Below are 20,448 nucleotides of genomic sequence, written 5' to 3' on the forward strand. Positions count from 1 at the left end.
CACCACGTGTCCGACGCGCTGGAAGTACTGAATCCGGCCACCGAGGAACTCGTCGCCGTCGTCCCGGCCGCCACACGGGACGACGTCGGCGCCGCCGTCGCCCGGGCAGCCGCCGCCCAGCGCGCCTGGTCGGCGGCTGCCCCCGCCGACCGGGCCCGCCTGCTGCGCCGCTTCGCCGCGGTCGTCGACGCGAACATCGAGGAACTGGCCCGGCTGGAAGTCCGCGAAGCCGGGCACACCATCGGCAACGCCCGCTGGGAAGCCGGCAACGTACGCGACCTCCTCGACTTCGCCGCCGGGGGAGTGGAACGGCTCTCCGGCCGCCAGATCCCCGTCGCCGGCGGCATCGACGTCACCTTCCTCGAACCCCTCGGCGTCATCGGCGTGATCGCCCCCTGGAACTTCCCCATGCCGATCGCCGCCTGGGGCCTGGCCCCGGCGCTCGCCGCCGGCAACGCCGTCATCCTCAAGCCCGCCGAGACCACCCCTCTTACCGCTCTGCGCCTCGCCGAACTCGCCCTCGAAGCCGGGATCCCCGAACACCTCTTCCAGGTGCTCCCCGGCCACGGCGACACCGCGGGCGACGCGCTCGTCGAACACCCCGGCGTCGCGAAGATCGTCTTCACCGGCTCCACGCGCGTCGGCAAGCAGATCATGGCCAAGTGCGCCGGCCGGGTGAAGCGCGTCACCCTCGAACTCGGCGGCAAGAGCCCCAACATCGTCTTCGCCGACGCGGACCTGGAAGCCGCCGCGGCCGCCGCCCCCATGGCCTTCCTCGACAACAGCGGCCAGGACTGCTGCGCCCGCACCCGCATCCTCGTACAGCGCTCCGCCTACGACCGCTTCCTCGACCTCGTGGCCCCCGGCATCGAGGCCGTCGCCGTGGGTGACCCGCTCGACGAGAAGACGCAGATGGGCCCGCTGATCTCACGGGCCCAGCTGGACCGCGTACGGTCCTTCGTCCCCGACGACCTGACCGCCGTCCGCGGCACCGCCCCCGAGGGCCCCGGCTTCTGGTACCCGCCGACCCTCGTCACCGACGTCGCCCCCACCGCGCCCGTCGCCACCGAGGAGGTCTTCGGCCCCGTCGCCGTCGTCCTGCCCTTCGAGGACGAGGAGGACGCCGTACGCCTCGCCAACGCCACCGAATACGGCCTCTCCGGCTCCCTCTGGACCCGCGACATCGGGCGCGCGCTGCGCGTCTCGCGCGCCGTCGCCGCCGGCAACCTGTCCGTCAACTCCCACAGCAGCGTCCGCTACTGGACCCCCTTCGGCGGCTACAAGCAGTCCGGACTCGGCCGCGAGCTCGGACCCGACGCCCTCACCGCTTTCACCGAGACCAAGAACGTCTTCATCAGCACGGAGGCCTGAACCACATGTCCGTAGAGCCCACCGAGATCATTTGCCGCCGCCTCGTCGGCCGCACCGCCGTCATCACGGGAGCCGGCAGCGGCATCGGCCTCGCCACCGCCCGCCGACTGGCCTCCGAAGGCGCCGACGTCGTCTGCGCGGACATCGACGAAACGGCCGGCAAGGCCGCCGCCGAGGAGGTCGGAGGCCTCTTCGTCAAGGTCGACGTCACCGACAAGGAAGACGTCGACGCCCTCTTCAAGACCGCCTTCGACACCTACGGCTCCGTCGACATCGCCTTCAACAACGCCGGCATCTCGCCCCCGGACGACGACTCCATCCTCACCACCGAGCTCGACGCCTGGCGCCGCGTCCAGGACGTCAACCTCACGTCCGTCTACCTCTGCTGCAAGGCCGCACTGCCCTACATGCAGCGCCAGGGCCGCGGCTCGATCATCAACACCGCCTCCTTCGTCGCCATCATGGGCGCCGCCACCTCCCAGATCTCCTACACCGCCTCCAAGGGCGGCGTCCTCGCGATGTCGCGCGAGCTCGGCGTGCAGTTCGCCCGCGAGGGCATCCGCGTCAACGCCCTGTGCCCCGGGCCCGTCAACACCCCGCTGCTCCAGGAGCTGTTCGCCAAGGACCCCGAGCGCGCCGCCCGCCGGCTCGTGCACATCCCGCTGGGCCGGTTCGCCGAGCCCACCGAGATCGCCGCCGCCGTCGCCTTCCTCGCCAGCGACGACTCGTCCTTCATCAACGCCACCGACTTCCTCGTCGACGGCGGCATCTCGGGCGCGTACGTCACCCCGCTGTAGCCCCCGCAGCCTCCCCCCACCCGACAGCCGGGCGTCGCACGACGCCCGGCTGTCGTGCTCCAACCGCCCGTGACGCCTTCACCGCCAAGCAGCGTTCACCCGTGTTTCCGCGCAACACCACTCGGCGCCTCCAGCAGCTCATCGACCGGTACGGCCGCTGCAACCCCTACCGGTCCCGCGCGCCAGGCCAGTCGCCGACGCCTGCGACGCCCTCACCCGCCCCGGCGCCCGGTTGCCCACCGGGACCCCCGCCGGCGCCGGCTGCGCGGACGAGATCCACGCGGTCTACGGCACCGCCGCGACCGCACCGGAGCCGCCGCCTTCGCCGGCCGGACCGCCGCACCATGGAACCCGGACACGCCCGGCTGCCCCAGCTGATGCAGGGCTGGTCCGCCTGCGAGATCCGCGGCTCCGCCGCCTGAGCGAGGGCCTCCGGAGAGCCGGCTTCGACGTCTGGATCAGCTCGGCCTCCCCGCAGCCGGTCGTCGAGGTCTGGGCCGAGGGCGTCGGCATCGACGCGGACCACGCCATCGGCATCCGCAACACCACGGCCCGCGCCGGGGCGTACACCACCCGCCTCCGCTCCAGCCGGCCGCCCGCCGCCAGGTGTCCGCGGCGGGCGACTCCGACACCGACATCTCGTTCCTGCGGGACGCGACCGCCCTGCGGCTCGTCCTCAACCGGAACAAGAACGAACTGATGTGCCGGGCCTACGACAGCAGCGACGGCACCACCGGACCGGTCCGCCGCGTCGACACCGGCGTCGTCCCGGACCAGGCGGACACCGTGTTCCCGCAGACCGTCACAGGAAGGTGCGGCCCTCGCCCCGGTAGGTGGGGACGCTCTGCGTGACCCGATCGCCCTCGACGAGGTGCAAGGTGTCGAAGCGTTCGCACAGCTCGCCCGCCTTCGCATGGCGGAACCACACCCGGTCGCCGATCAGCAGGTCGTCGGCCGGGCTCCCCAGGAGCGGCGTCTGCACCTCACCCGCACCCTCCTGGGGGTCGTAGCGCAGCCCCTGCGGCAGGTGGGGAACCGGCAGCCGGTCCGGGCCGGCCGCCCCCGAGGCCGGATAGCCGCCGCCGAGCACCGTCACCACCCCCACCCCGGGGCGGCGCACCACCGGCTGCGCGAACAGTGCCGCCGGACACCCGCTGAACGAGGTGTAGTTGTCGAAGAGCCGCGGCACGTACAGCCCCGACCCGGCGGCGATCTCCGTCACCGCGTCCTCAGCCGCGGTCTGCTGCACGCTGCCCGTACCGCCGCCGTTGACGAACTCAAGGTCCGGCACGACGGCCCGCACCGCCGCCGCCACCTCGGCCCGCCGCGCCACCAGCTCCCTGCGCGCCGCGCCCTGCATGAGCCGGATGGCCCGCGACCGCAGCGGGCGCCCCGCCAGCGCGTCCCCGACCCCGGCGACGTGCCCCTCGTACGCCATCAGCCCCACCACCCGGAATCCGGGCCGCCCGGCGACCGTACGGGCCAGCGCGGCCAGTTGCCCGGGCTCGCGCAGTGGCGAGCGGCGCGCCCCCACGCGGATCCGGCCGCCGAGCAGCCGCAGGGCGGTGTCCAGCTCCAGGCAGACCCGGATCTCCTCGCCGCCGCCGTCGCGGGCCCCGTCGATCAGCTCCAGCTGCGCGGGATCGTCCACCATCACGGTCACGGCGGCGGCCAGCTTGGCGTCGTTCGCCAGCTCGCCGAAACCGGCCCGGTCCGCGGACGGATAGGCGAGCAGCACGTCCTCGAACCCGGAGCGGGCCAGCCAGAGCGACTCGGCGAGCGTGTACGACATGACCCCGGCGAACCCGGGCCGGGCCAGTACCCGTTCGAGCAGGGCCCGGCACCGGACCGACTTGCTGGCGACCCGGACCGGCTTGCCGCCGGCCCGGCGCACGAGATCGTCGGCGTTGGCGTCGAAGGCCTCGAGATCCACGATGGCCAGCGGCGCGTCCAGGTGCGCGGTCGCCCGGTCGTACCGGGCGCGGTCGGCGGCGGCGGAGTTCATGGGCGGCAGCTTGCCAGAGGTCTCTACCGGTGGGTAGGCCCCGGCCCAACCCCGGGACTCCGCCCCGGACCCCGCGCCTCAATCGCCGGCGAGACTGGAAAAGGGGAGGCCGGCGTGGCTGAAGTGGGAGCCGGCGTGGCTGAGGGGGAGGCCGGTGGGGCTGGAGGGGGTGGTCGGTCGGGCTGGACCTGCTGGACGGGGGTGGGGACGGGGCGGGGTGTTGGCCGGGACGTAAAACGTGATTTGTGGCGCGGTAGGCGCCTGTACGGGCCGGTCCGCCCCAGGCGCCATAAATCATGCAGTCCCGGACGACACCCCGACCCGGCCCCGGGGCCGGCCCCGTGTTCCACCCCCGACCGGCCGAGCCCCGGCCGAGCCCCCCGGCCGGGCACCAGCCCGGTACCCCCTGCCGGCCCCGTGTTCCACCCCCGCCCGGCCGAGCCCCCGGCCAGGCACCGCCCCCCGCCGGCCCCGTGTTCCACCGCCGCCCGGCCCGCCGGGCCCGGCACCGCCCCCGCGGACCCCCGCCCCCGCCGGACCCCGGACTCCGCCCGACCCGCCCAGCCAGGCGGCACCCGCGAACCCCGTAGAGTACGGGCAGGCAGCCGTACGGAACGGGGGGCGGAGCCGCCGGATGACCACGACGACACCGCGGACCACGATCCCGGGCGAGCCCGACCCCTGGTCCCCGCCGCCCCAGCCCGCACACGCCCCGCCGCGTCGCCGCCCCGCCCGTGTCGCGGCCGCGACCCTCTGCCTCGTCCTCGGCGGCGGCCTCGTCGGCGGAGCCGCCGTCACCACCTGGGCCGAACACCGCGCCGCGAACCGCCCCTTGCCCGCCGACGCCGCTTACCGCAAGGCCGGCTCGCTGTGGCGCGCCGCCCCCGCGGACAGCCTCCTCCCGCCCGTCCTCGACGGCCCCTCGGCCGGCCCCGGCGGCGCCGACCGCACATGGACCCGCATCGCGCTCGCCCCCGACGCCGACTGCCCGGCCGCCCTCGCGGCCGACTGGCAGGCACTGCTGGCCCCCACCGGCTGCACCCGCGTTCTACGCGCCACCTACACCGACGCCACGCGCAGCTCCCTGATCGCCGTCGGCATGGTCTTCACCCCTGCCGACGAGCCCACGATGCGCTCGCTCGACGGCCGGCTCACCGCCCCGCCCGCCTACGGGTTCGCCGACAACCAGCGGGCCGCCTGGGCCACCTCCGTACGCACCGAGGCCCCCGTCGTCGTCTACGCCGTCTCCGCCTTCGCCGACGGCCGCCCGCAGGACGCCCCCCGCCCCGCCGAGGACCTCGTCAAGAAGGACGCCACGGGAGCCGCCGCCCAGGCGGGCCTCGGCCACGAGGCCAAGGCGCTCGCCGCCCGCCTCGGGGACGGCCTGGCCGCCCTCGCCGCACCGCCCGCCCCAGGCACCGCCCCCGCCACAGCCACCCCGCCCGCGCCGAAGGCCGCACGATGACTCCCGCCCCCGCCCCCGGCCCCGCCCGCACTGGCACCCGCATCCGCACCCGCACTCTCCGCGGCGCAGCCGTACTCGCCGCCACCGCCCTGCTCGCCACCGCCACCGCCGTCCCGGCCGCCGCCGACACCATCCGCGACCGCCAGTGGGGACTCCTGGCCCTGCGCGCCGAGGAGGCCTGGGGCACCACGCGGGGCGACGGCGTGACCGTCGCCGTCCTCGACACCGGTGTCGACGAGTCCCACCCCGACCTGTCCGGGCAGGTCCTCGCCGGCACCGACCTGATCGGCATGGGCGCCGGCCCCGGCGACCGCGCCTGGGCCCGCCACGGGACCGCCATGGCGAGCATCATCGCCGGGCACGGCCACGGCCCGAGCCGCGGCCAGGGAGTGCTCGGCATCGCCCCGCAGGCACGGATCCTTCCGGTGCGGGTGATCCTCGAAGAGGGCGACCCGGGCCGGGCCAAGGCCCGCGAGAGCAAGGGCGGTGCCCTGGCAGAAGGCATCCGCTGGGCGACGGACCACGGCGCCGACGTGATCAACCTGTCCCTCGGGGACGACAGCGACTCCGCCCACCACGAGGCCGGCGAGGACGAGGCCGTCCAGTACGCCCTCGCCAAGGGCGTGGTCGTCGTCGCCTCCGCGGGCAACGGAGGCGAGTCCGGCGACCGCGTCTCCTACCCGGCGGCCTATCCGGGGGTCATCGCCGTGACCGCGGTCGACCGCCGCGGTCGGAAGGCCAAGTTCTCCACGCGCAACTGGTACGCGACCGTGAGCGCCCCCGGCGTCGACGTCGTCATCGCCGACCCCGACCGCTCCTACTACGAGGGCTGGGGCACCAGTGCCGCCGCGGCCTTCGTCTCCGGCGCGGCGGCCCTCGTCAAGGCCGCGCACCCCGACCTGTCCCCGGCCCAGATCAAGAAACTGCTGGAGGACACCGCCTCCGACTCCCCGGCCGGCGGCCGCGACGACGCCCGCGGTCACGGAACGGTGGACCCCGCCGCCGCACTGCAGGTCGCGGAGGCGATGCGGGCGGAGGCCGCGGTGCCCGCGCCGGCCGCCGCCGCGAGCCGGTACTTCGGCCCGGGCCCCGAGCCGGTCCGTCCCCGCGAGCGGGGCGCCCGGCTCGGCGCCCCGGCGGCGGCGGTCGCGGGAGCCGCGCTGCTCGTCCTGGCCGCCGTACTGGCCCGCCGCCCGCGCCGGGGTCCCCGGGGCCACGACGCACACCCGGCACAGTAGGGTCGGGTAACTGTGGCGAATATGGCGAACAAGAACATTCCCGACCCGGGCTTCTCCGACGACGACGGCTCCGCCGATCCCGAGCTGACCGCGGCCCTCGCCGCCTGGGCCGAGGACCGCACCCAGGAGCCGCGGGTGCTGGCGGCGCTCAAGGGCGCCCGGCTGCTGGTCCCGGTGGTCGCCGTGCTCGGTGAGGTGGAGACCGACCCGGAAACCGGCCTGAAGCGGGAGAAGACCAGCGACATGGCCGTCCCGACCCTGCGGGCGGGCGACCGGCGGGCCCTGCCCGCCTTCACCTCGATCGCCTCGCTCGCGCTCTGGGACCCGGCCGCCCGGCCGGTGGCCGTACCGCTGCACCAGGCGCTGGCGGCCGCCGCGCACGAGAAGGCCGACACGGTGGTGCTCGACCTGGCCGGCCCGGTCGCCTACCAGCTGACCGGCCCCGCGCTGCTCGCGCTCGCCGAGGGCCGTACCGACACCGACCCGCTGGCCGACCCCGCCGTACGGGAGGCCGTACGGGCCGCCGTGTCCGCCGAGCCCGCCGTGCTCCGCGCCCACCTCGGCCCGGCCGGCGCTGACGCCGACGGGATCCTCGCGATCGTGCTGGCCGCCGACGCCCAGGCCCCCGCAGCTGCCCGCCGCGTCGCAGAGGCCCTGGCGGCGGACACCACCCTGCGGGCCCGCCTGGTGCGCGGCCTGAACCTGGCACTGCTGCCGTCGGACGCCCCGGCCCCGCCCGGCGAGGCGCTCTTCACCCGCTGAACGACGAAGGAGGGGCGGACCGTGGTGTCACGGTCCGCCCCTCCTTCGTCGTGTTCAAAGCGGGATCAGCCGAAGACGGGGCCGGTGAACTTCTCGCCCGGGCCCTGGCCCGGCTCGTCCGGGACGATCGACGCCTCGCGGAAGGCCAACTGGAGCGACTTCAGGCCGTCGCGCAGCGGGGCGGCGTGGAAGGAGCTGATCTCGGTGGCGCTCGCGGTGACCAGGCCGGCGAGGGCCGTGATCAGCTTGCGGGCCTCGTCGAGGTCCTTGTGCTCGGAGTCCGGCTTGTCCAGGCCCAGGTTGACCGCCGCGGCGCTCAGCAGGTGCACGGCCACCGTGGTGATCACCTCGACGGCGGGCACGTCCGCGATGTCGCGGGTCATGGCGTCGTAGTCGGGGGTGCCGTCGGCAGTGGTTTCGGTGGAGGTGGAGGGCGTCGCGTCAGTCATGCGGACCACGATATGCCGTGCGGCGGGCTTGCAACGCGGGTGCTAGTATGTACATCGACCGGCCGGATGCTGTGGTGTCCGGCCCACAAGTGGAGGCTCCGTTCTCCCACCTGACCGCCTTCCGGGGCGGCGGGTCACCGGTCAGGCGGCATCCATCGTTCCGTACGGACGATGGAAAGCCGCCCGAGTTTGCGCCCCGCATCTTCGCATGCGGCGGTGCTCCGGTTGTTTTGGAGCCCCCGCCTGTGCCCGGCGGGGCTTTTTGCATTCTCCCGCCGTGGTCGGTCTGACGGAAATACACGTCAGCGGCTGTCTGCCAGGCAGTCGTGTGGTGCTACCGAGGAGGATCCATCAGCACCGAGCCCCGCATCAACGACCGGATTCGCGTTCCCGAGGTACGACTCGTCGGTCCCAGCGGCGAGCAGGTCGGCATCGTGCCGCTTGCCAAGGCGCTTGAGCTCGCGCAGGAGTACGACCTCGACCTGGTCGAGGTCGCGGCGTCCGCACGCCCGCCGGTCTGCAAGCTCATGGACTACGGCAAGTTCAAGTACGAGTCGGCCATGAAGGCCCGTGAGGCGCGCAAGAACCAGGCGCACACGGTCATCAAGGAAATGAAGCTCCGGCCGAAGATCGACCCGCACGACTATGACACCAAGAAGGGTCACGTCGTTCGGTTCCTCAAGCAGGGCGACAAGGTCAAGATCACGATCATGTTCCGTGGTCGCGAGCAGTCCCGGCCGGAACTCGGCTACCGACTGCTGCAGCGTCTCGCTTCGGACGTCGAGGACCTCGGGTTCATCGAGTCGAACCCGAAGCAGGACGGCCGAAACATGATCATGGTCCTCGGTCCGCACAAGAAGAAGACCGAGGCGATGGCCGAAGCCCGCGAGGCGCAGGCCGCCCGCAAGGCCGAGCGCCAGGGCGTCGCCGCTGCCGACGAGGCGGCTCCTTCCGAGGAGGCCGCCCCGGTCGAGGCGACGGACGCCAAGGATGCCGAGGTCACCGAGGCCGACGCCGGTGAGGCGAACGCCGAGGCCTGATTCCGAGGCACCTGTCTCGAATCACCTACACAACATGACGCTCCCACAAGCCGGTCCGGACCGGGCCGGCGAGGGAGCGCCACCGACGAGGAGATAACGGCGCCATGCCGAAGAACAAGACGCACAGCGGTACCAAGAAGCGCTTCAAGGTCACCGGCTCCGGCAAGGTGCTCCGCGAGCGCGCCGGCAAGCGCCACCTGCTCGAGCACAAGTCGTCCCGTGTCACCCGCCGCCTCACCGGCAACGCGGAGATGGCTCCCGGCGACGCCGCGAAGATCAAGAAGCTTCTCGGCATCTGACGTCCTCCGCTCCCCTCTCGGGAGCGGAAGCATGTCGAGACCGGGACCCCATCGAATTTCCGGGTCGTGTGAAGACACCCACGGCCCCGCTACAAGGAGTTAAAAAGTGGCACGCGTCAAGCGGGCAGTAAACGCCCACAAGAAGCGCCGGGCGATCCTCGAGGCGGCCTCCGGCTACCGCGGTCAGCGTTCGCGCCTGTACCGCAAGGCCAAGGAGCAGGTCACCCACTCGCTGGTCTACAACTTCAACGACCGCAAGAAGCGCAAGGGCGACTTCCGTCAGCTGTGGATCCAGCGCATCAACGCCGCTGCCCGCCAGAACGGCATGACGTACAACCGCCTCATCCAGGGTCTGAAGGCCGCCAACATCGAGGTGGACCGCAAGATCCTCGCGGAGCTGGCCGTCAACGACGCCAACGCGTTCGCCGCGCTCGTCGAGGTCGCGCAGAAGGCGCTCCCGGCCGACGTCAACGCCCCCAAGGCCGCCGCGTAAGGCTTGGCCGGCCGCATGAGCGGTCGGCACCCTCGGACCCGCAGGCGATGCGCCTGCGGGTCCGAGTGCTTTCCCCGCACCGTCGCGCCCCGGGCGCCCGCACCCCGAGAGAGAACCGCAGAGACCATGGCTGACCTGGGTCACCCCGCCGAGCTGATCTCCCCCCGATCCCCGCGGGTGGCCGCCGCCAGGCGACTGGCGCGGCGCAACTTCCGCACCAAGGAGCGCCGGTTCATCGCCGAGGGCCCCCAGGCGGTCCGGGAGGCCGTCGAGCACCGCGGACCCACGGGAGAGCCGACCCTGATCGAGCTGTTCGCCACCGTCGAGGCCGCCGAGCGCTACTCCGAGATCATCGGTGCGGCCCTGGGCGCCGGCGCGCGCGTCCACTACGCCTCCGACGAGGTGCTAGCCGAGGTCTCCCAGACGGTCACGCCCCAGGGCCTCGTCGGCGTCTGCCACTTCCTCGACTCGCCGTTCGAGGAGATCCTCAAGGCCGAGCCCAAGCTCGTCGCGGTCCTCGCGCACGTCCGAGACCCCGGCAACGCCGGTACGGTGCTGCGCTGCGCGGACGCCGCCGGCGCCGACGCGGTCGTGCTCACCGACGCCTCCGTGGACCTCTACAACCCCAAGTCCGTACGCGCCTCCGTGGGCTCCCTCTTCCACCTCCCGGTCGCCGTCGGCGTTCCGGTGGAGCAGGCCGTCCAGGGACTGCGCGCGGCCGGCGTGCGGATCCTCGCGGCCGACGGCGCCGGCGAGGACGACCTCGACGCCGAACTCGACGCGGGCACCATGGGCGGGTCCTCCGCCTGGGTCTTCGGCAACGAGGCCTGGGGCCTGCCGGAGGAGACCCGGGCCCTCGCGGACGCCGTCGTACGGGTCCCGATCCACGGGAAGGCGGAGAGCCTGAACCTGGCGACGGCCGCCGCCGTGTGTCTCTACGCGTCCGCGCGAGCACAGCGGGCGCCCGGAGGGTGCCGCTCCGTGACCCCCAGCTAGTAGTGTGGCGGCCCGGGGGGCCCACGGCGCTACTCGGAGATGTGGGGTACGGGGACATGACGGACATGACCGTCGGTACGAACAGCGCACCTGGGGCCGCTGCCGCGGCCGAGGAGCGGTTCCGGGACGCTCCCGGACCCCCGGCCGCAGCCGCCGACGGGCTGTGCGGCGTGCCACCGCAGGCCGTGGACTCGGCCCGCGCGCGCGGCGCCGGACCCGCCGCCCGCCCGGTCCGCGCAGCCCAGACGGCCGCCGGGGCACCGGCCGCGGGGTTCGGCCCCGGCTTCGCCGTGGACCCCGACTACCTGCCCGACGGACTCGTCGTCGCCGACGACACCGGCCGGGTGGTCTGCTTCAACGCGGCCGCCGCGCGGATCACCGCCCTCGCGCCGGAGCAGGCGCTCGGCGCCCCCATCGACCGGGCCCTCCCGCTGGAGGACCTCGAAGGCCGCCGCTGGTGGGCGCTGACCGACCCGTACGGGGGCCTGGCCACCCGTCGCGGCCAGCCCGAGCGGAACCTGCTGCTGCCGGGCGGCCGCGAGGTGCTCGTCTCCGCGAGCTACATCCGCACCCACCCCACCGGGCCGGTGCGCCGCCTCGTCGTCACCCTGCGCGGTACGGAGGCCCGCCGCCGCACCGAACGCAGCCATGCCGAGCTGATCGCCACGGTCGCCCACGAGCTGCGCTCGCCGCTGACCTCCGTCAAGGGCTTCACGGCGACCCTCCTGGCGAAGTGGGAGCGGTTCACCGACGACCAGAAGCGGCTGATGCTGGAGACCGTCGACGCCGACGCCAACCGGGTCACCCGCCTGATCGCCGAGCTCCTCGACATCTCGCGCATCGACTCGGGCCGCCTGGAGGTCCGCCGCCAGCCGGTCGACATCGCCACCGCGGTGGGCCGGCACGTGCAGGCGCTCACGGCGAACGGCCAGGCCCCCGAGCGGTTCCTCGTCAGCATCAGCCGCCCCCTCCCCGACCTGTGGGCCGATCCCGACAAGATCGACCAGATCCTCGGCAACCTCCTCGAAAATGCGGTGCGCCACGGCGACGGAACGGTCACCATCGGGGTATCGCCGCATGAGAAGGGAACCGCCGTCACCGTGTCCGACGAAGGCCCCGGGATCCCCGAGGAGTCGATGGCCCGCGTCTTCACCCGCTTCTGGCGGGGGAGCAAGCGCGGCGGCACCGGCCTGGGCCTGTACATCGTCAAGGGCATCGTGGAGGCGCACGGCGGCACCATCACGGTCGGCCGCGGCCCCGGCGGCGGCGCCGAGTTCCGATTTATCCTGCCCGTGAGCGCCCCGGCCTACCTCACGCAGTAGTCCTGCGGAGCGTCTCACCGGGCGGCCCACGGGCTCCTTCACCCCCGGCGACCTTTAGACTCGTCCTTTGGCACCTTTGTGTCTCTGTGTCGATCGGTCTGATCGCACCGTACGGGGACCCACCAGCCAGCCATCGGAAGTACGGGAAGAGATGTCGGCACCGAACAAGTCGTACGACCCTGTCGAGGTCGAGGCACTGAAACCGGAAGAGATCGAGCGCATGCGGGACGAGGCGCTCGCCGCCTTCGCGTCCGCCGGCGACCTCGACGCGCTGCGCGAGGCGAAGACCGCGCACATGGGCGACCGCTCGCCCCTGGCGCTCGCCAACCGCGAGATCGGCGCCCTGCCCCCGCAGGCCAAGGCCGAGGCGGGCAAGCGCGTGGGCCAGGCCCGCGGCGCCGTGAACAAGGCCTTCGGGGCCCGCACCGTCGAGCTCGAGGCCGAGCGCGACGAGCGGGTGCTGGTCGAGGAGGCGGTGGACGTCACGCTGCCGTACGACCGCGTCCCCACCGGCGCCCGGCACCCCCTGACCACGCTGATGGACCGCGTCGCGGACATCTTCGTCGCCATGGGGTACGAGGTCGCCGAAGGGCCCGAGGTCGAGGCGGAGTGGTTCAACTTCGACGCCCTCAACTTCACGCCCGACCACCCGGCGCGCCAGATGCAGGACACCTTCTTCGTCCAGGGGCCCGAGGGCACCGAGGGCGACGAGTCCGGCGTCGTGCTGCGCACCCACACCTCCCCGGTGCAGGCGCGCTCTCTGCTGGAGCGCAAGCCCCCCGTCTACATCGTCTGCCCGGGCCGCGTGTACCGCACCGACGAGCTCGACGCGACGCACACCCCGGTCTTCCACCAGGTCGAGCTGCTCGCCGTGGACGAGGGCCTGACCATGGCGGACCTGCGCGGCACCATCGACCACATGGTCAAGGAGCTGTTCGGCGAGGAGACCACCACCCGGCTGCGCCCGCACTTCTTCCCGTTCACCGAGCCGTCCGCCGAGATGGACATGCAGTGCTACGTGTGCCGCGGCGAGTCGGTGGGCAACCCCGACCGCCCGTGCCGTACCTGCTCCAGCGAGGGCTGGATCGAACTGGGCGGCTGCGGCATGGTCAACCCGAAGGTGCTCACCGCCTGCGGTGTGGACCCGGAGAAGTACAGCGGGTTCGCCTTCGGCTTCGGCATCGAGCGGATGCTGATGTTCCGTCACAACGTTGAAGACATGCGAGACATGGTCGAGGGTGACGTTCGTTTCACCCGGCCTTTCGGGATGGAGATCTGATGCGGGTCCCGCTTTCGTGGCTGCGGGAGTACGTCGACCTCCCCGCGGGTGAGACCGGTCGCGACGTCGCGGCCAAGCTCGTCGACGCCGGCCTGGAGGTCGAGACGGTCGAGCAGCTCGGCGCCGGGCTCAAGGGCCCCCTCGTCGTCGGCCAGGTGCTGACCATCGAGGAGCTCGAGGGCTTCCGCAAGCCGATCCGGTTCTGCACGGTCGACGTCGGCGCCGCCAACGGCACCGGTGAGCCGCAGGAGATCGTCTGTGGCGCCCGGAACTTCGCCGTCGGCGACAAGGTCGTCGTGGTCCTGCCCGGCGCCGTCCTGCCCGGCGACTTCGCGATCGCCTCGCGCAAGACGTACGGCAAGACCTCGCACGGCATGATCTGCTCCGGCGAGGAGCTCGGCATGGGCGACGACGGCACGCACGGCATCATCGTGCTGCCGCCGGAGCACGAGACCGGCACCGACGCGATCGAGCTGCTCCAGCTCGTCGACGAGGTGCTGCACATCGATGTCACCCCGGACCGCGGCTACTGCATGTCCCTGCGCGGCATCGCCCGCGAGGTGGCCACCGCCTACGGCCTGCCGCTGCGCGACCCGGCGCTGCTCGACGTGCCCGGGCCGAACTCGTACGGCTACCCGGTCAAGATCGACGACCCGGCCGGCTGCGACCGCTTCACCGCCCGCACCGTGACCGGTCTCGACCCCGAGGCCCGCTCCCCGATCTGGCTCCGGCGCCGCCTCCAGAAGGCCGGCATGCGCCCGATCTCGCTCGCCGTCGACATCACCAACTACGTGATGCTCGAACTGGGCCAGCCGCTGCACGCCTACGACCGCTCGCGGATCGACGGCACCATCGGCGTCCGCCGCGCCGAGCAGGGCGAGAAGTTCACCACCCTCGACGGGGTCAAGCGCACGCTCGACGCCGAGGACCTGGTGATCACCGACAACAGCGGGCCCATCGGTCTCGCCGGTGTCATGGGCGGCGCCAACACCGAGATCGCCGACTCCGTCACCGACCCGGAGACCGGCGCCGTCACCGGGACCACGGACGTCGTCATCGAGGCCGCGCACTTCGACTCCGTGTCGATCTCGCGCACCGCACGGCGCATGAAGCTCTCCTCCGAGGCCTCCAAGCGCTTCGAGCGGGGCGTCGACCCGCTGGCCGCCGCCGCGGCCGCACAGCGGACCGTCGACCTGCTCGTGCTCCTCGCGGGCGGCACCGCCGAGGCCGGGGTCACCGAGGTCATCGCCCCGGGCGCGCCGCGCACCGTCGCGATGGCCGCCGACCACCCGGACCGGGTCGCGGGCATGGACTACGGCCGTGAGACCGTCGTGCGCCGCCTCCAGGAGATCGGCTGCGACGTCTACGGCCAGGACGAGCTCGTCGTCACGCTGCCGTCGTGGCGGCCCGACCTCGCCGCGCCCAACGACCTCGCCGAAGAGGTCATCCGGCTGGAGGGGTACGGCAACCTCCCGTCGACCCTGCCGCAGGTGCCCTCCGGCCGTGGTCCGACCGCCCGGCAGCAGCTGCACCGCCGCGTCGGCCGCGCGCTGGCCGGCGCCGGCTATGTCGAGGCGCTCAGCTACCCGTTCCTCGGCGAGGGCGTCTTCGACCAGCTCCAGCTGCCGGCGCACGACGCCGCCCGCCAGGTCGTCAAGCTGGTCAACCCGCTCTCCGACGAGGAGCCGGCGCTGCGCACCACGCTGCTGCCGGGTCTGCTCGGCGCGCTGCGCCGCAACGACAGCCGCGGCAGCCACGACCTCGCGCTCTTCGAGATCGGTTCGGTCTTCCGGGCCGCCGCCCGGCCGGGTGTCGCCGTACGGCTGCCCGTCGACCGGCGTCCCACCGACGAAGAGGTCGCCACCCTGGACGCGGCACTGCCCGCGCAGCCGCGGTACGCCGCGGTCGTGCTGGCCGGCGCCCGCGAGCAGGCCGGCTGGTGGGGCAAGGGCCGCCCGGCCGACTGGGCCGACGCCGTCCAGGCCGCCCGCGCGCTGGCCGTCGAGGCCGGCACGGAGCTCGTCGTCCGCCAGGGCCAGTACGGCCCCTGGCACCCGGGCCGCTGCGCCGAGCTGGTCGTCACCGTCGACGGTGTGGAGCAGGTCATCGGCCACGCCGGGGAGCTGCACCCTCGGGTGGTCAAGGCGATGGGCCTGCCGGCCCGCACCAGTGCGATGGAACTCGACCTGGACCGCCTCGCGGCGGCCGGCGGAGAGGCAGTCCAGGCGCCCCGGATCTCCTCCTTCCCGGTGGCGACCCAGGATGTCGCGCTGATCGTCGACGCGTCCGTTCCGGCGGCCTCGGTGGAGGCGGCCCTGCGCAAGGGCGCGGGCGAACTCCTGGAGTCGCTGCGCCTGTTCGACGTGTTCACCGGTGAGCAGGTCGGCGCGGGCAAGAAGTCCCTGGCGTACGCGCTGCGCTTCCGCGCGAGCGACCGCACGCTGACCGCCGAGGAGTCCACGGCCGCGCGCGACGCGGCGGTGGCGCTCGCCGGCGAGCGCACCGGAGCGGTGCTCCGGGGCGCGTAGCCGCACGGTCCTCGGACCTGTTCGAGGCCTGGTGAGGGGCGTATCCGCTATCGGATACGCCCCTCACTCATTCGGGTGAGAACCTCCGCCGCCCGTGTCGGAGGCCGCCGTCCGGTCGACACAATCGATCCGGCCGGAGGGGAGACCTACGGATGATCACGCGCGGGGAGACGACCCGGGTGCGCCGGGTGTGCGTCGCGGCCTGGGGCGGCGCCGCCGTGTCCTGGGAGCTGTCCACCCCGGGAATGCTGGTGCCGAGCCTGGCCACCTGCGCCGCCTTCCTGCTGCTGGCCACCGGGTGCGCCCTGCACATCCGGCGCGGGCTGCTGGCCGAGCTGCGCCGGTCCGAGGAAATCGCGGGCGCCGTACAACGGGCCCTGCTGCGGCCGCTGCCGGGCCGCATCGACGGTCTGGCCCTGGCCGCGGCGCAGCTCTCCGCCAGCCGGGGCGCCGCGGTGGGCGGCGACCTGTACGAGGCCGTCCCGACGGCCCACGGGATCCGGGTGGTCATCGGGGACGTACGGGGCCACGGACTGCCGGCGCTGGGCGCGGCGGCAGCCGTCCTGGGGGCCTTCCGCGAAGCCGCGTACGACGAGCCCTCGCTCGGCGGTGTCCTGCGGCGGATGGAACGGGCCCTGCACCGGCACGTACGGGACCGGGCCCGGTCGGGGCACCCGTCGGCCTGTCCGGCCGAGCCGGAGTCCCCGGCGGCGGAGGAGTTCGTGACGGTCCTGCTCCTCCAGATCGCTCCGGACGGTGCCCTGACGGCCCTGAACTGCGGCCATCCCTGGCCCTACCTGATCCGCCCGGTGCCGGTACCGCAGCCCTGCGCGGCGCGCTGCCGGGGCTCCGCCGAGAGGTACTCCCGGGCGGAGCCCGGCGCCGGGGGAGGCTCTGCGCAGCGCGCCATCGACGTGAGAGCCCTCGCCGGAGAGACCCTGCCGCCGCTCGGCGTGGTGCCGTTACCGCGGGATCCGCGGGCCCTCGCGTGCGGGGAACTGCGGCCCGGGGAGACGCTGTTCCTGCACACCGACGGGGCGGAGGACGCCCGTGACGGCGCCGGGCGGTTCTTCCCCCTGCGGAGCGTCCTCGCGAGGGCACCGCTCACGCCCGCTCGGCTGGTCGCGGGCGTGCACGCGGCCCTGCTGCGGCACACCGGCGGGCGGCTCGCCGACGACGTCGCCCTTGTGGTGCTCCGCAACGACCGGCATTGACCCACGCGCGCCGGGCCCGGTGGATGGGCCCGGCGCGCGTCCGGTCCGGTCAGCCGCCGGCGCCCGGCGACCAACCGGGCGCCGGCGGGACCGGAAGGCGCCGCCCGCCTGCCATGGAGTGTCGGGCAGACAGCAGGACGGGCGGCGCGGTGACGGGTCGTCGCACTGTACGAGGGGGAGCCGACGACCCGAGCTCCTCTTGGCGAGGGTCTTCAGTCAAGCGCCTCCAGGGGTCCGTGCGGCAGAGTGCGAATCGCATTTATGCGGGTACTCACTTCACACCCCGTGTGAACCGCGCACCCACTAGCCTGATACCGACGAGCTCCGGGAGCGCCCCATGCAGCCCAATGTCCTGCTCGACGCCCTCCTCGCCGAGGCGGGCATGTCCCACGCCGGGCTCGCTGCCTACGTGAACCAGGCGGGGCGCACCCGCGGGCTGGCCCTGCGCTACGAACACACCGCCGTGACGCGGTGGTTGAAGGGGCAGCGCCCCCGCGGCCAGGTCCCCGACCTGATCTGCGAGGTGCTCGGAGGCCGGCTGCGGCGGCCCCTCGGCCTGGACGACATCGGCCTCGGCGCGGCGGACCACCCGGTCTCACTGCACGCCTCCCCGCTCAGCGGGTTCGTGGACCGGGCCGCGGCCCTGTGGCGCTCCGACGGGCAGGCCCGGCCCCAACTGCTCACCGCCGAGGCGGTGACCGGCACCCCGGCCGTCATTCCGGTCTGGGAATGGGAGAACCCGCCCGAGGACGCCGACGTCTCGCGCGACGGACCGAACCGGATCGGCCCCGAGCACGTGGAGATCCTGAAGGCCGCCCGCGCCCACTACGAGCTGATGTACCGCCGGGCCGGCGGCATGGCCACCCGCGACCGGATCGTCCGCTTCCTCGGCACCGAGACCGCGCCGATGCTGCGCGGGAGTTACCCCGACGACCTCGGGCGTCGGCTGCACCGGGCCACCGGGTCCCTGGTGGCGGTGGCGGGGATCTGCGCGTACGACTCCGACGCGCACGGGCTGGCCCAGCGCTACTTCCACCAGGCGCTGCGGCTGGCCAAGGCGAGCGGGGACCGGGGGCTCGGGGCGTACGTGATCGCCCTGATCGTCAACCAGTCCCTGCATTTGAGGGAGTACCGCCAGGCCGTCGCCTTCGCCGAGGCCGCGCTGCGCGCCGCGGGCCGGCACACCACCCCGGCGCTCGCCGCCGACCTGCACGCCATGCAGGCCAAGGCCTACGCCCAACTAGGCGACGCGCAGGCCGCGTTGGCGTGCATCCGCGGTGCCGAGACGGCCGCCGCCCGGATCCACCCGGGCAGCGAACCGGACGAGACCGGCTACGTACAGCCCGGCCTCGTCAACGTCCAGGTCGCCGAGGCACTGCTCAGTCTGGGGGATCTGGAGGCGGCGCGGGTCCAGGCGGCCGCCGCCGTCGGCACCCCGGCGCACGACCGGGGGCGGGTGCACCGGCTGGCGATGCTCTGCGAGATCCAGCTCCGCCAGGGAGAGGCGGACCGGGCCGCGGCGGGCGCGGCCGAGATGGCCGAGCGGGCCCGCGGGATGGAGTCGCTGCGGCTGCGCGACCGGCTTCGGGCGGTCCGCGAACAGCTGCTGACCAGCGGTTGCTCGGACGCGCAGGAGACCGTGCGGCTCATCGACGGGGCGCTGCGCGTTCCGCTGTGACAGGGCAGCTGCTGCGATGTTTGCCACCTACTCGAACGGAAGGTGGCACAGCCGTGCAGTGGACGAACCTGAGTGAGCAGACTGTGTACAAGAACCGCTGGTTCGACGTGAATCTCGCCGATGTGGAACTTCCCGACGGCCGGCACCTGGACCACTTCGTGATCCGGCTGCGTCCGGTGGCCGTGGCCACGGCCGTCAACGAGGCCAATGAGGTGCTGCTGCTCTGGCGGCACCGCTTCATCACCGACAGCTGGGGCTGGGAACTGCCCGCCGGAGTGGTCGAGGACGGCGAGGACATCGCCGCCGCGGCGGCCCGCGAGATGGAGGAGGAGTCGGGCTGGCGGCCCGGCCCGCTCCACCACCTGATGACCGTCGAGCCGTCCAACGGGCTGACCGACGCCCGCCACCACCTCTACTGGGCGGACGGGGCCACCTACACCGGCCACCCCGAGGACGACTTCGAGTCCTCGCGCCGGGAGTGGGTCCCCCTCAAGCTGGTGCCCGACATGATCGCGGACGGGGAGATCCCGGCCGCCAACATGGCGGCCGGGCTGCTCCTGCTGCACCACCTGCGGCTGGGCCGGTAGGGGGACCTCGCCCCGGGCGGTCAGCCGTACGGGTAGAAGCCCGCGCCCGTCTTGCGGCCCAGGCGGCCGGCGTCGACCATGCGCTGGAGCAGCGGGGGAGCGGCGTACAGCGGCTCCTTGTACTCGGCGTACATCGAGTCGGCGATCGAGGCGATGGTGTCCAGGCCGATGAGGTCGGACAGCTTCAGCGGGCCCATGGGGTGGGCGCAGCCCAGCTCCATGCCGTTGTCGATGTCCTCACGGCTCGCGATGCCCGACTCGAACATCCGGATCGCGGACAGCAGGTAGGGGACGAGGAGCGCGTTGACGACGAAGCCGGAACGGTCCTGGGCGCGGACCGCGTGCTTGCCGAGCACGTCCCGCACCAGGGCCTCTGCCCGCTTGATGGTCTCCTCGCCCGTGGTCAGCGCCGGGATCAGTTCGACGAGCTTCTGCACGGGGGCCGGGTTGAAGAAGTGGATGCCGATGACCTGGTCGGGCCGCGAGGTCGCGACGGCCAGCTTGACCAGCGGGATCGAGGAGGTGTTGGAGGCGAGAATCGCGTCCGGGCGGGTGATCACCTGGTCCAGGACCTGGAAGATCTCGGTTTTGACCTGCTCGTTCTCCACGACGGCCTCGATGACGAGGTCGCGGTCGGCGAACTCGCCGAGGTCGGTGGTGAAGGTGAGGCGGGCCAGGGTGGCGTCCCGCTCCTCTTCGGTGATCTTGCCGCGTTCGGCGGCCTTGGTCAGGGAGTTGTGCAGCCGGGTACGGCCGATCTCCAGGGCTTCGCCGGTGGTCTCGGCGACCTTGACCTCAAGGCCGCTTCGGGCACACACCTCGGCGATACCCGCGCCCATCTGGCCACAGCCCACTACGCCGACTCGTGTGATGTCGGAAGGGAGGTCAGTCACTTCGTGCCTTTCGCAGCTCATCCTCGGCGGGT

The 20,448-nt window shown here is 73.3% G+C and carries 18 protein-coding genes; 15 read left to right on the forward strand and 3 right to left on the reverse strand.

What is annotated here, in order from left to right; genetic code table 11:
* Positions 1–6: 6 nt before the first annotated feature.
* Together AB0F82_RS11440 and AB0F82_RS11445 are read left to right on the forward strand one after the other, a co-directional pair.
* Positions 7–1,371 carry an aldehyde dehydrogenase family protein gene (locus AB0F82_RS11440; RefSeq protein ID WP_362625879.1) on the forward strand — a complete coding sequence of 455 codons (1,365 nt, stop codon included), beginning with the start codon at positions 7–9 and terminating at the stop codon, positions 1,369–1,371.
* Between the two features lie 5 nt (positions 1,372–1,376).
* Positions 1,377–2,168: a 3-oxoacyl-ACP reductase gene (locus AB0F82_RS11445; RefSeq protein WP_030829941.1), complete on the forward strand. Its 792-nt coding sequence runs from the start codon at positions 1,377–1,379 to the stop codon at positions 2,166–2,168.
* A gap of 802 nt (positions 2,169–2,970) precedes the next feature.
* Here the strand turns inward: AB0F82_RS11445 and AB0F82_RS11450 are convergent.
* Complete coding sequence (locus tag AB0F82_RS11450; RefSeq protein ID WP_362625883.1) at positions 2,971–4,173, reverse strand: amino acid deaminase/aldolase; 1,203 nt, start codon at positions 4,171–4,173, stop codon at positions 2,971–2,973.
* Positions 4,174–4,807: 634 nt separating this feature from the next.
* Between AB0F82_RS11450 and AB0F82_RS11455 the strand changes: the two genes are divergently transcribed.
* From AB0F82_RS11455 to AB0F82_RS11465, 3 genes are read left to right on the forward strand one after another with little or no spacing between them, the layout of a single operon-like run.
* Entirely contained in the window at positions 4,808–5,638 is an 831-nt protein-coding gene (locus AB0F82_RS11455) for a hypothetical protein (RefSeq protein WP_362625886.1), read from the forward strand.
* A complete protein-coding gene (mycP, locus tag AB0F82_RS11460; RefSeq protein WP_362625889.1) occupies positions 5,635–6,876 on the forward strand; it encodes a type VII secretion-associated serine protease mycosin in 1,242 nt (413 codons plus the stop codon). Before AB0F82_RS11455 ends, mycP begins: the two co-directional genes overlap by 4 nt.
* Positions 6,877–6,897: 21 nt before the next feature.
* Positions 6,898–7,638: an SseB family protein gene (locus AB0F82_RS11465; protein ID WP_362625892.1), complete on the forward strand. Its 741-nt coding sequence runs from the start codon at positions 6,898–6,900 to the stop codon at positions 7,636–7,638.
* A gap of 65 nt (positions 7,639–7,703) precedes the next feature.
* Here the strand turns inward: AB0F82_RS11465 and AB0F82_RS11470 are convergent, their stop codons facing one another.
* Positions 7,704–8,087, reverse strand: coding sequence for a DUF1844 domain-containing protein (locus tag AB0F82_RS11470; protein ID WP_356813809.1), 384 nt, complete (start codon positions 8,085–8,087; stop codon positions 7,704–7,706).
* 326 nt (positions 8,088–8,413) lie between these two features.
* Between AB0F82_RS11470 and infC the strand changes: the two genes are divergently transcribed.
* From infC to AB0F82_RS11520, 10 genes are all read left to right on the forward strand, one after another.
* On the forward strand, positions 8,414–9,127 hold the full coding sequence (gene infC / locus AB0F82_RS11475; RefSeq protein ID WP_362625895.1) for a translation initiation factor IF-3: 714 nt from the start codon (positions 8,414–8,416) through the stop codon (positions 9,125–9,127).
* Positions 9,128–9,231: 104 nt separating this feature from the next.
* Positions 9,232–9,426, forward strand: a complete 195-nt coding sequence (rpmI, locus tag AB0F82_RS11480) for a 50S ribosomal protein L35 (protein ID WP_030012385.1) — start codon at positions 9,232–9,234, stop codon at positions 9,424–9,426.
* A 106-nt stretch (positions 9,427–9,532) separates the two neighbouring features.
* Entirely contained in the window at positions 9,533–9,919 is a 387-nt protein-coding gene (gene rplT, locus AB0F82_RS11485) for a 50S ribosomal protein L20 (RefSeq protein ID WP_007263143.1), read from the forward strand.
* A gap of 135 nt (positions 9,920–10,054) precedes the next feature.
* A complete protein-coding gene (locus AB0F82_RS11490) occupies positions 10,055–10,915 on the forward strand; it encodes a TrmH family RNA methyltransferase (protein WP_362626124.1) in 861 nt (286 codons plus the stop codon).
* Between the two features lie 65 nt (positions 10,916–10,980).
* The gene (locus tag AB0F82_RS11495; RefSeq protein ID WP_362626127.1) at positions 10,981–12,237 is read left to right on the forward strand and encodes a sensor histidine kinase; all 1,257 of its coding nucleotides are present in this window, start codon (positions 10,981–10,983) and stop codon (positions 12,235–12,237) included.
* 151 nt (positions 12,238–12,388) lie between these two features.
* Positions 12,389–13,516 carry a phenylalanine--tRNA ligase subunit alpha gene (gene pheS, locus AB0F82_RS11500; protein ID WP_356813806.1) on the forward strand — a complete coding sequence of 376 codons (1,128 nt, stop codon included), beginning with the start codon at positions 12,389–12,391 and terminating at the stop codon, positions 13,514–13,516.
* Entirely contained in the window at positions 13,516–16,044 is a 2,529-nt protein-coding gene (pheT, locus tag AB0F82_RS11505) for a phenylalanine--tRNA ligase subunit beta (protein ID WP_362625900.1), read from the forward strand. Before pheS ends, pheT begins: the two co-directional genes overlap by 1 nt.
* A 152-nt stretch (positions 16,045–16,196) precedes the next feature.
* Entirely contained in the window at positions 16,197–17,258 is a 1,062-nt protein-coding gene (locus AB0F82_RS11510; protein ID WP_362625903.1) for a PP2C family protein-serine/threonine phosphatase, read from the forward strand.
* Positions 17,259–17,595: 337 nt separating this feature from the next.
* Entirely contained in the window at positions 17,596–18,936 is a 1,341-nt protein-coding gene (locus AB0F82_RS11515) for a transcriptional regulator (protein WP_356813803.1), read from the forward strand.
* Between the two features lie 53 nt (positions 18,937–18,989).
* The gene (locus AB0F82_RS11520) at positions 18,990–19,523 is read left to right on the forward strand and encodes an NUDIX hydrolase (protein WP_030029331.1); all 534 of its coding nucleotides are present in this window, start codon (positions 18,990–18,992) and stop codon (positions 19,521–19,523) included.
* A 20-nt stretch (positions 19,524–19,543) separates the two neighbouring features.
* Here the strand turns inward: AB0F82_RS11520 and AB0F82_RS11525 are convergent, their stop codons facing one another.
* Positions 19,544–20,437 (reverse strand): 3-hydroxybutyryl-CoA dehydrogenase, encoded by an 894-nt coding sequence (locus AB0F82_RS11525; RefSeq protein WP_045937043.1) that lies wholly within the window; start codon positions 20,435–20,437, stop codon positions 19,544–19,546.
* Between the last annotated feature and the right edge of the window lie 11 nt (positions 20,438–20,448).

It is taken from the genome of Streptomyces virginiae (genome assembly GCF_040638905.1).
Taxonomy (GTDB): domain Bacteria; phylum Actinomycetota; class Actinomycetes; order Streptomycetales; family Streptomycetaceae; genus Streptomyces; species Streptomyces virginiae_B.

Excerpts from the sequence above, each read along its gene's own strand:
- rpmI (WP_030012385.1), top strand. The coding sequence starts at position 9,232 with ATGCCGAAGAACAAGACGCACAGCGGTACCAAGAAGCGCTTCAAGGTC.
- AB0F82_RS11470 (WP_356813809.1), bottom strand. The coding sequence starts at position 8,087 with ATGACTGACGCGACGCCCTCCACCTCCACCGAAACCACTGCCGACGGC.
- pheS (WP_356813806.1), top strand. The coding sequence starts at position 12,389 with ATGTCGGCACCGAACAAGTCGTACGACCCTGTCGAGGTCGAGGCACTG.
- AB0F82_RS11455 (WP_362625886.1), top strand. The coding sequence starts at position 4,808 with ATGACCACGACGACACCGCGGACCACGATCCCGGGCGAGCCCGACCCC.
- AB0F82_RS11515 (WP_356813803.1), top strand. The coding sequence starts at position 17,596 with ATGCAGCCCAATGTCCTGCTCGACGCCCTCCTCGCCGAGGCGGGCATG.
- AB0F82_RS11445 (WP_030829941.1), top strand. The coding sequence starts at position 1,377 with ATGTCCGTAGAGCCCACCGAGATCATTTGCCGCCGCCTCGTCGGCCGC.
- pheT (WP_362625900.1), top strand. The coding sequence starts at position 13,516 with ATGCGGGTCCCGCTTTCGTGGCTGCGGGAGTACGTCGACCTCCCCGCG.
- AB0F82_RS11525 (WP_045937043.1), bottom strand. The coding sequence starts at position 20,437 with ATGAGCTGCGAAAGGCACGAAGTGACTGACCTCCCTTCCGACATCACA.
- AB0F82_RS11465 (WP_362625892.1), top strand. The coding sequence starts at position 6,898 with ATGGCGAACAAGAACATTCCCGACCCGGGCTTCTCCGACGACGACGGC.
- AB0F82_RS11450 (WP_362625883.1), bottom strand. The coding sequence starts at position 4,173 with ATGAACTCCGCCGCCGCCGACCGCGCCCGGTACGACCGGGCGACCGCG.
- mycP (WP_362625889.1), top strand. The coding sequence starts at position 5,635 with ATGACTCCCGCCCCCGCCCCCGGCCCCGCCCGCACTGGCACCCGCATC.
- AB0F82_RS11495 (WP_362626127.1), top strand. The coding sequence starts at position 10,981 with ATGACCGTCGGTACGAACAGCGCACCTGGGGCCGCTGCCGCGGCCGAG.
- AB0F82_RS11510 (WP_362625903.1), top strand. The coding sequence starts at position 16,197 with ATGATCACGCGCGGGGAGACGACCCGGGTGCGCCGGGTGTGCGTCGCG.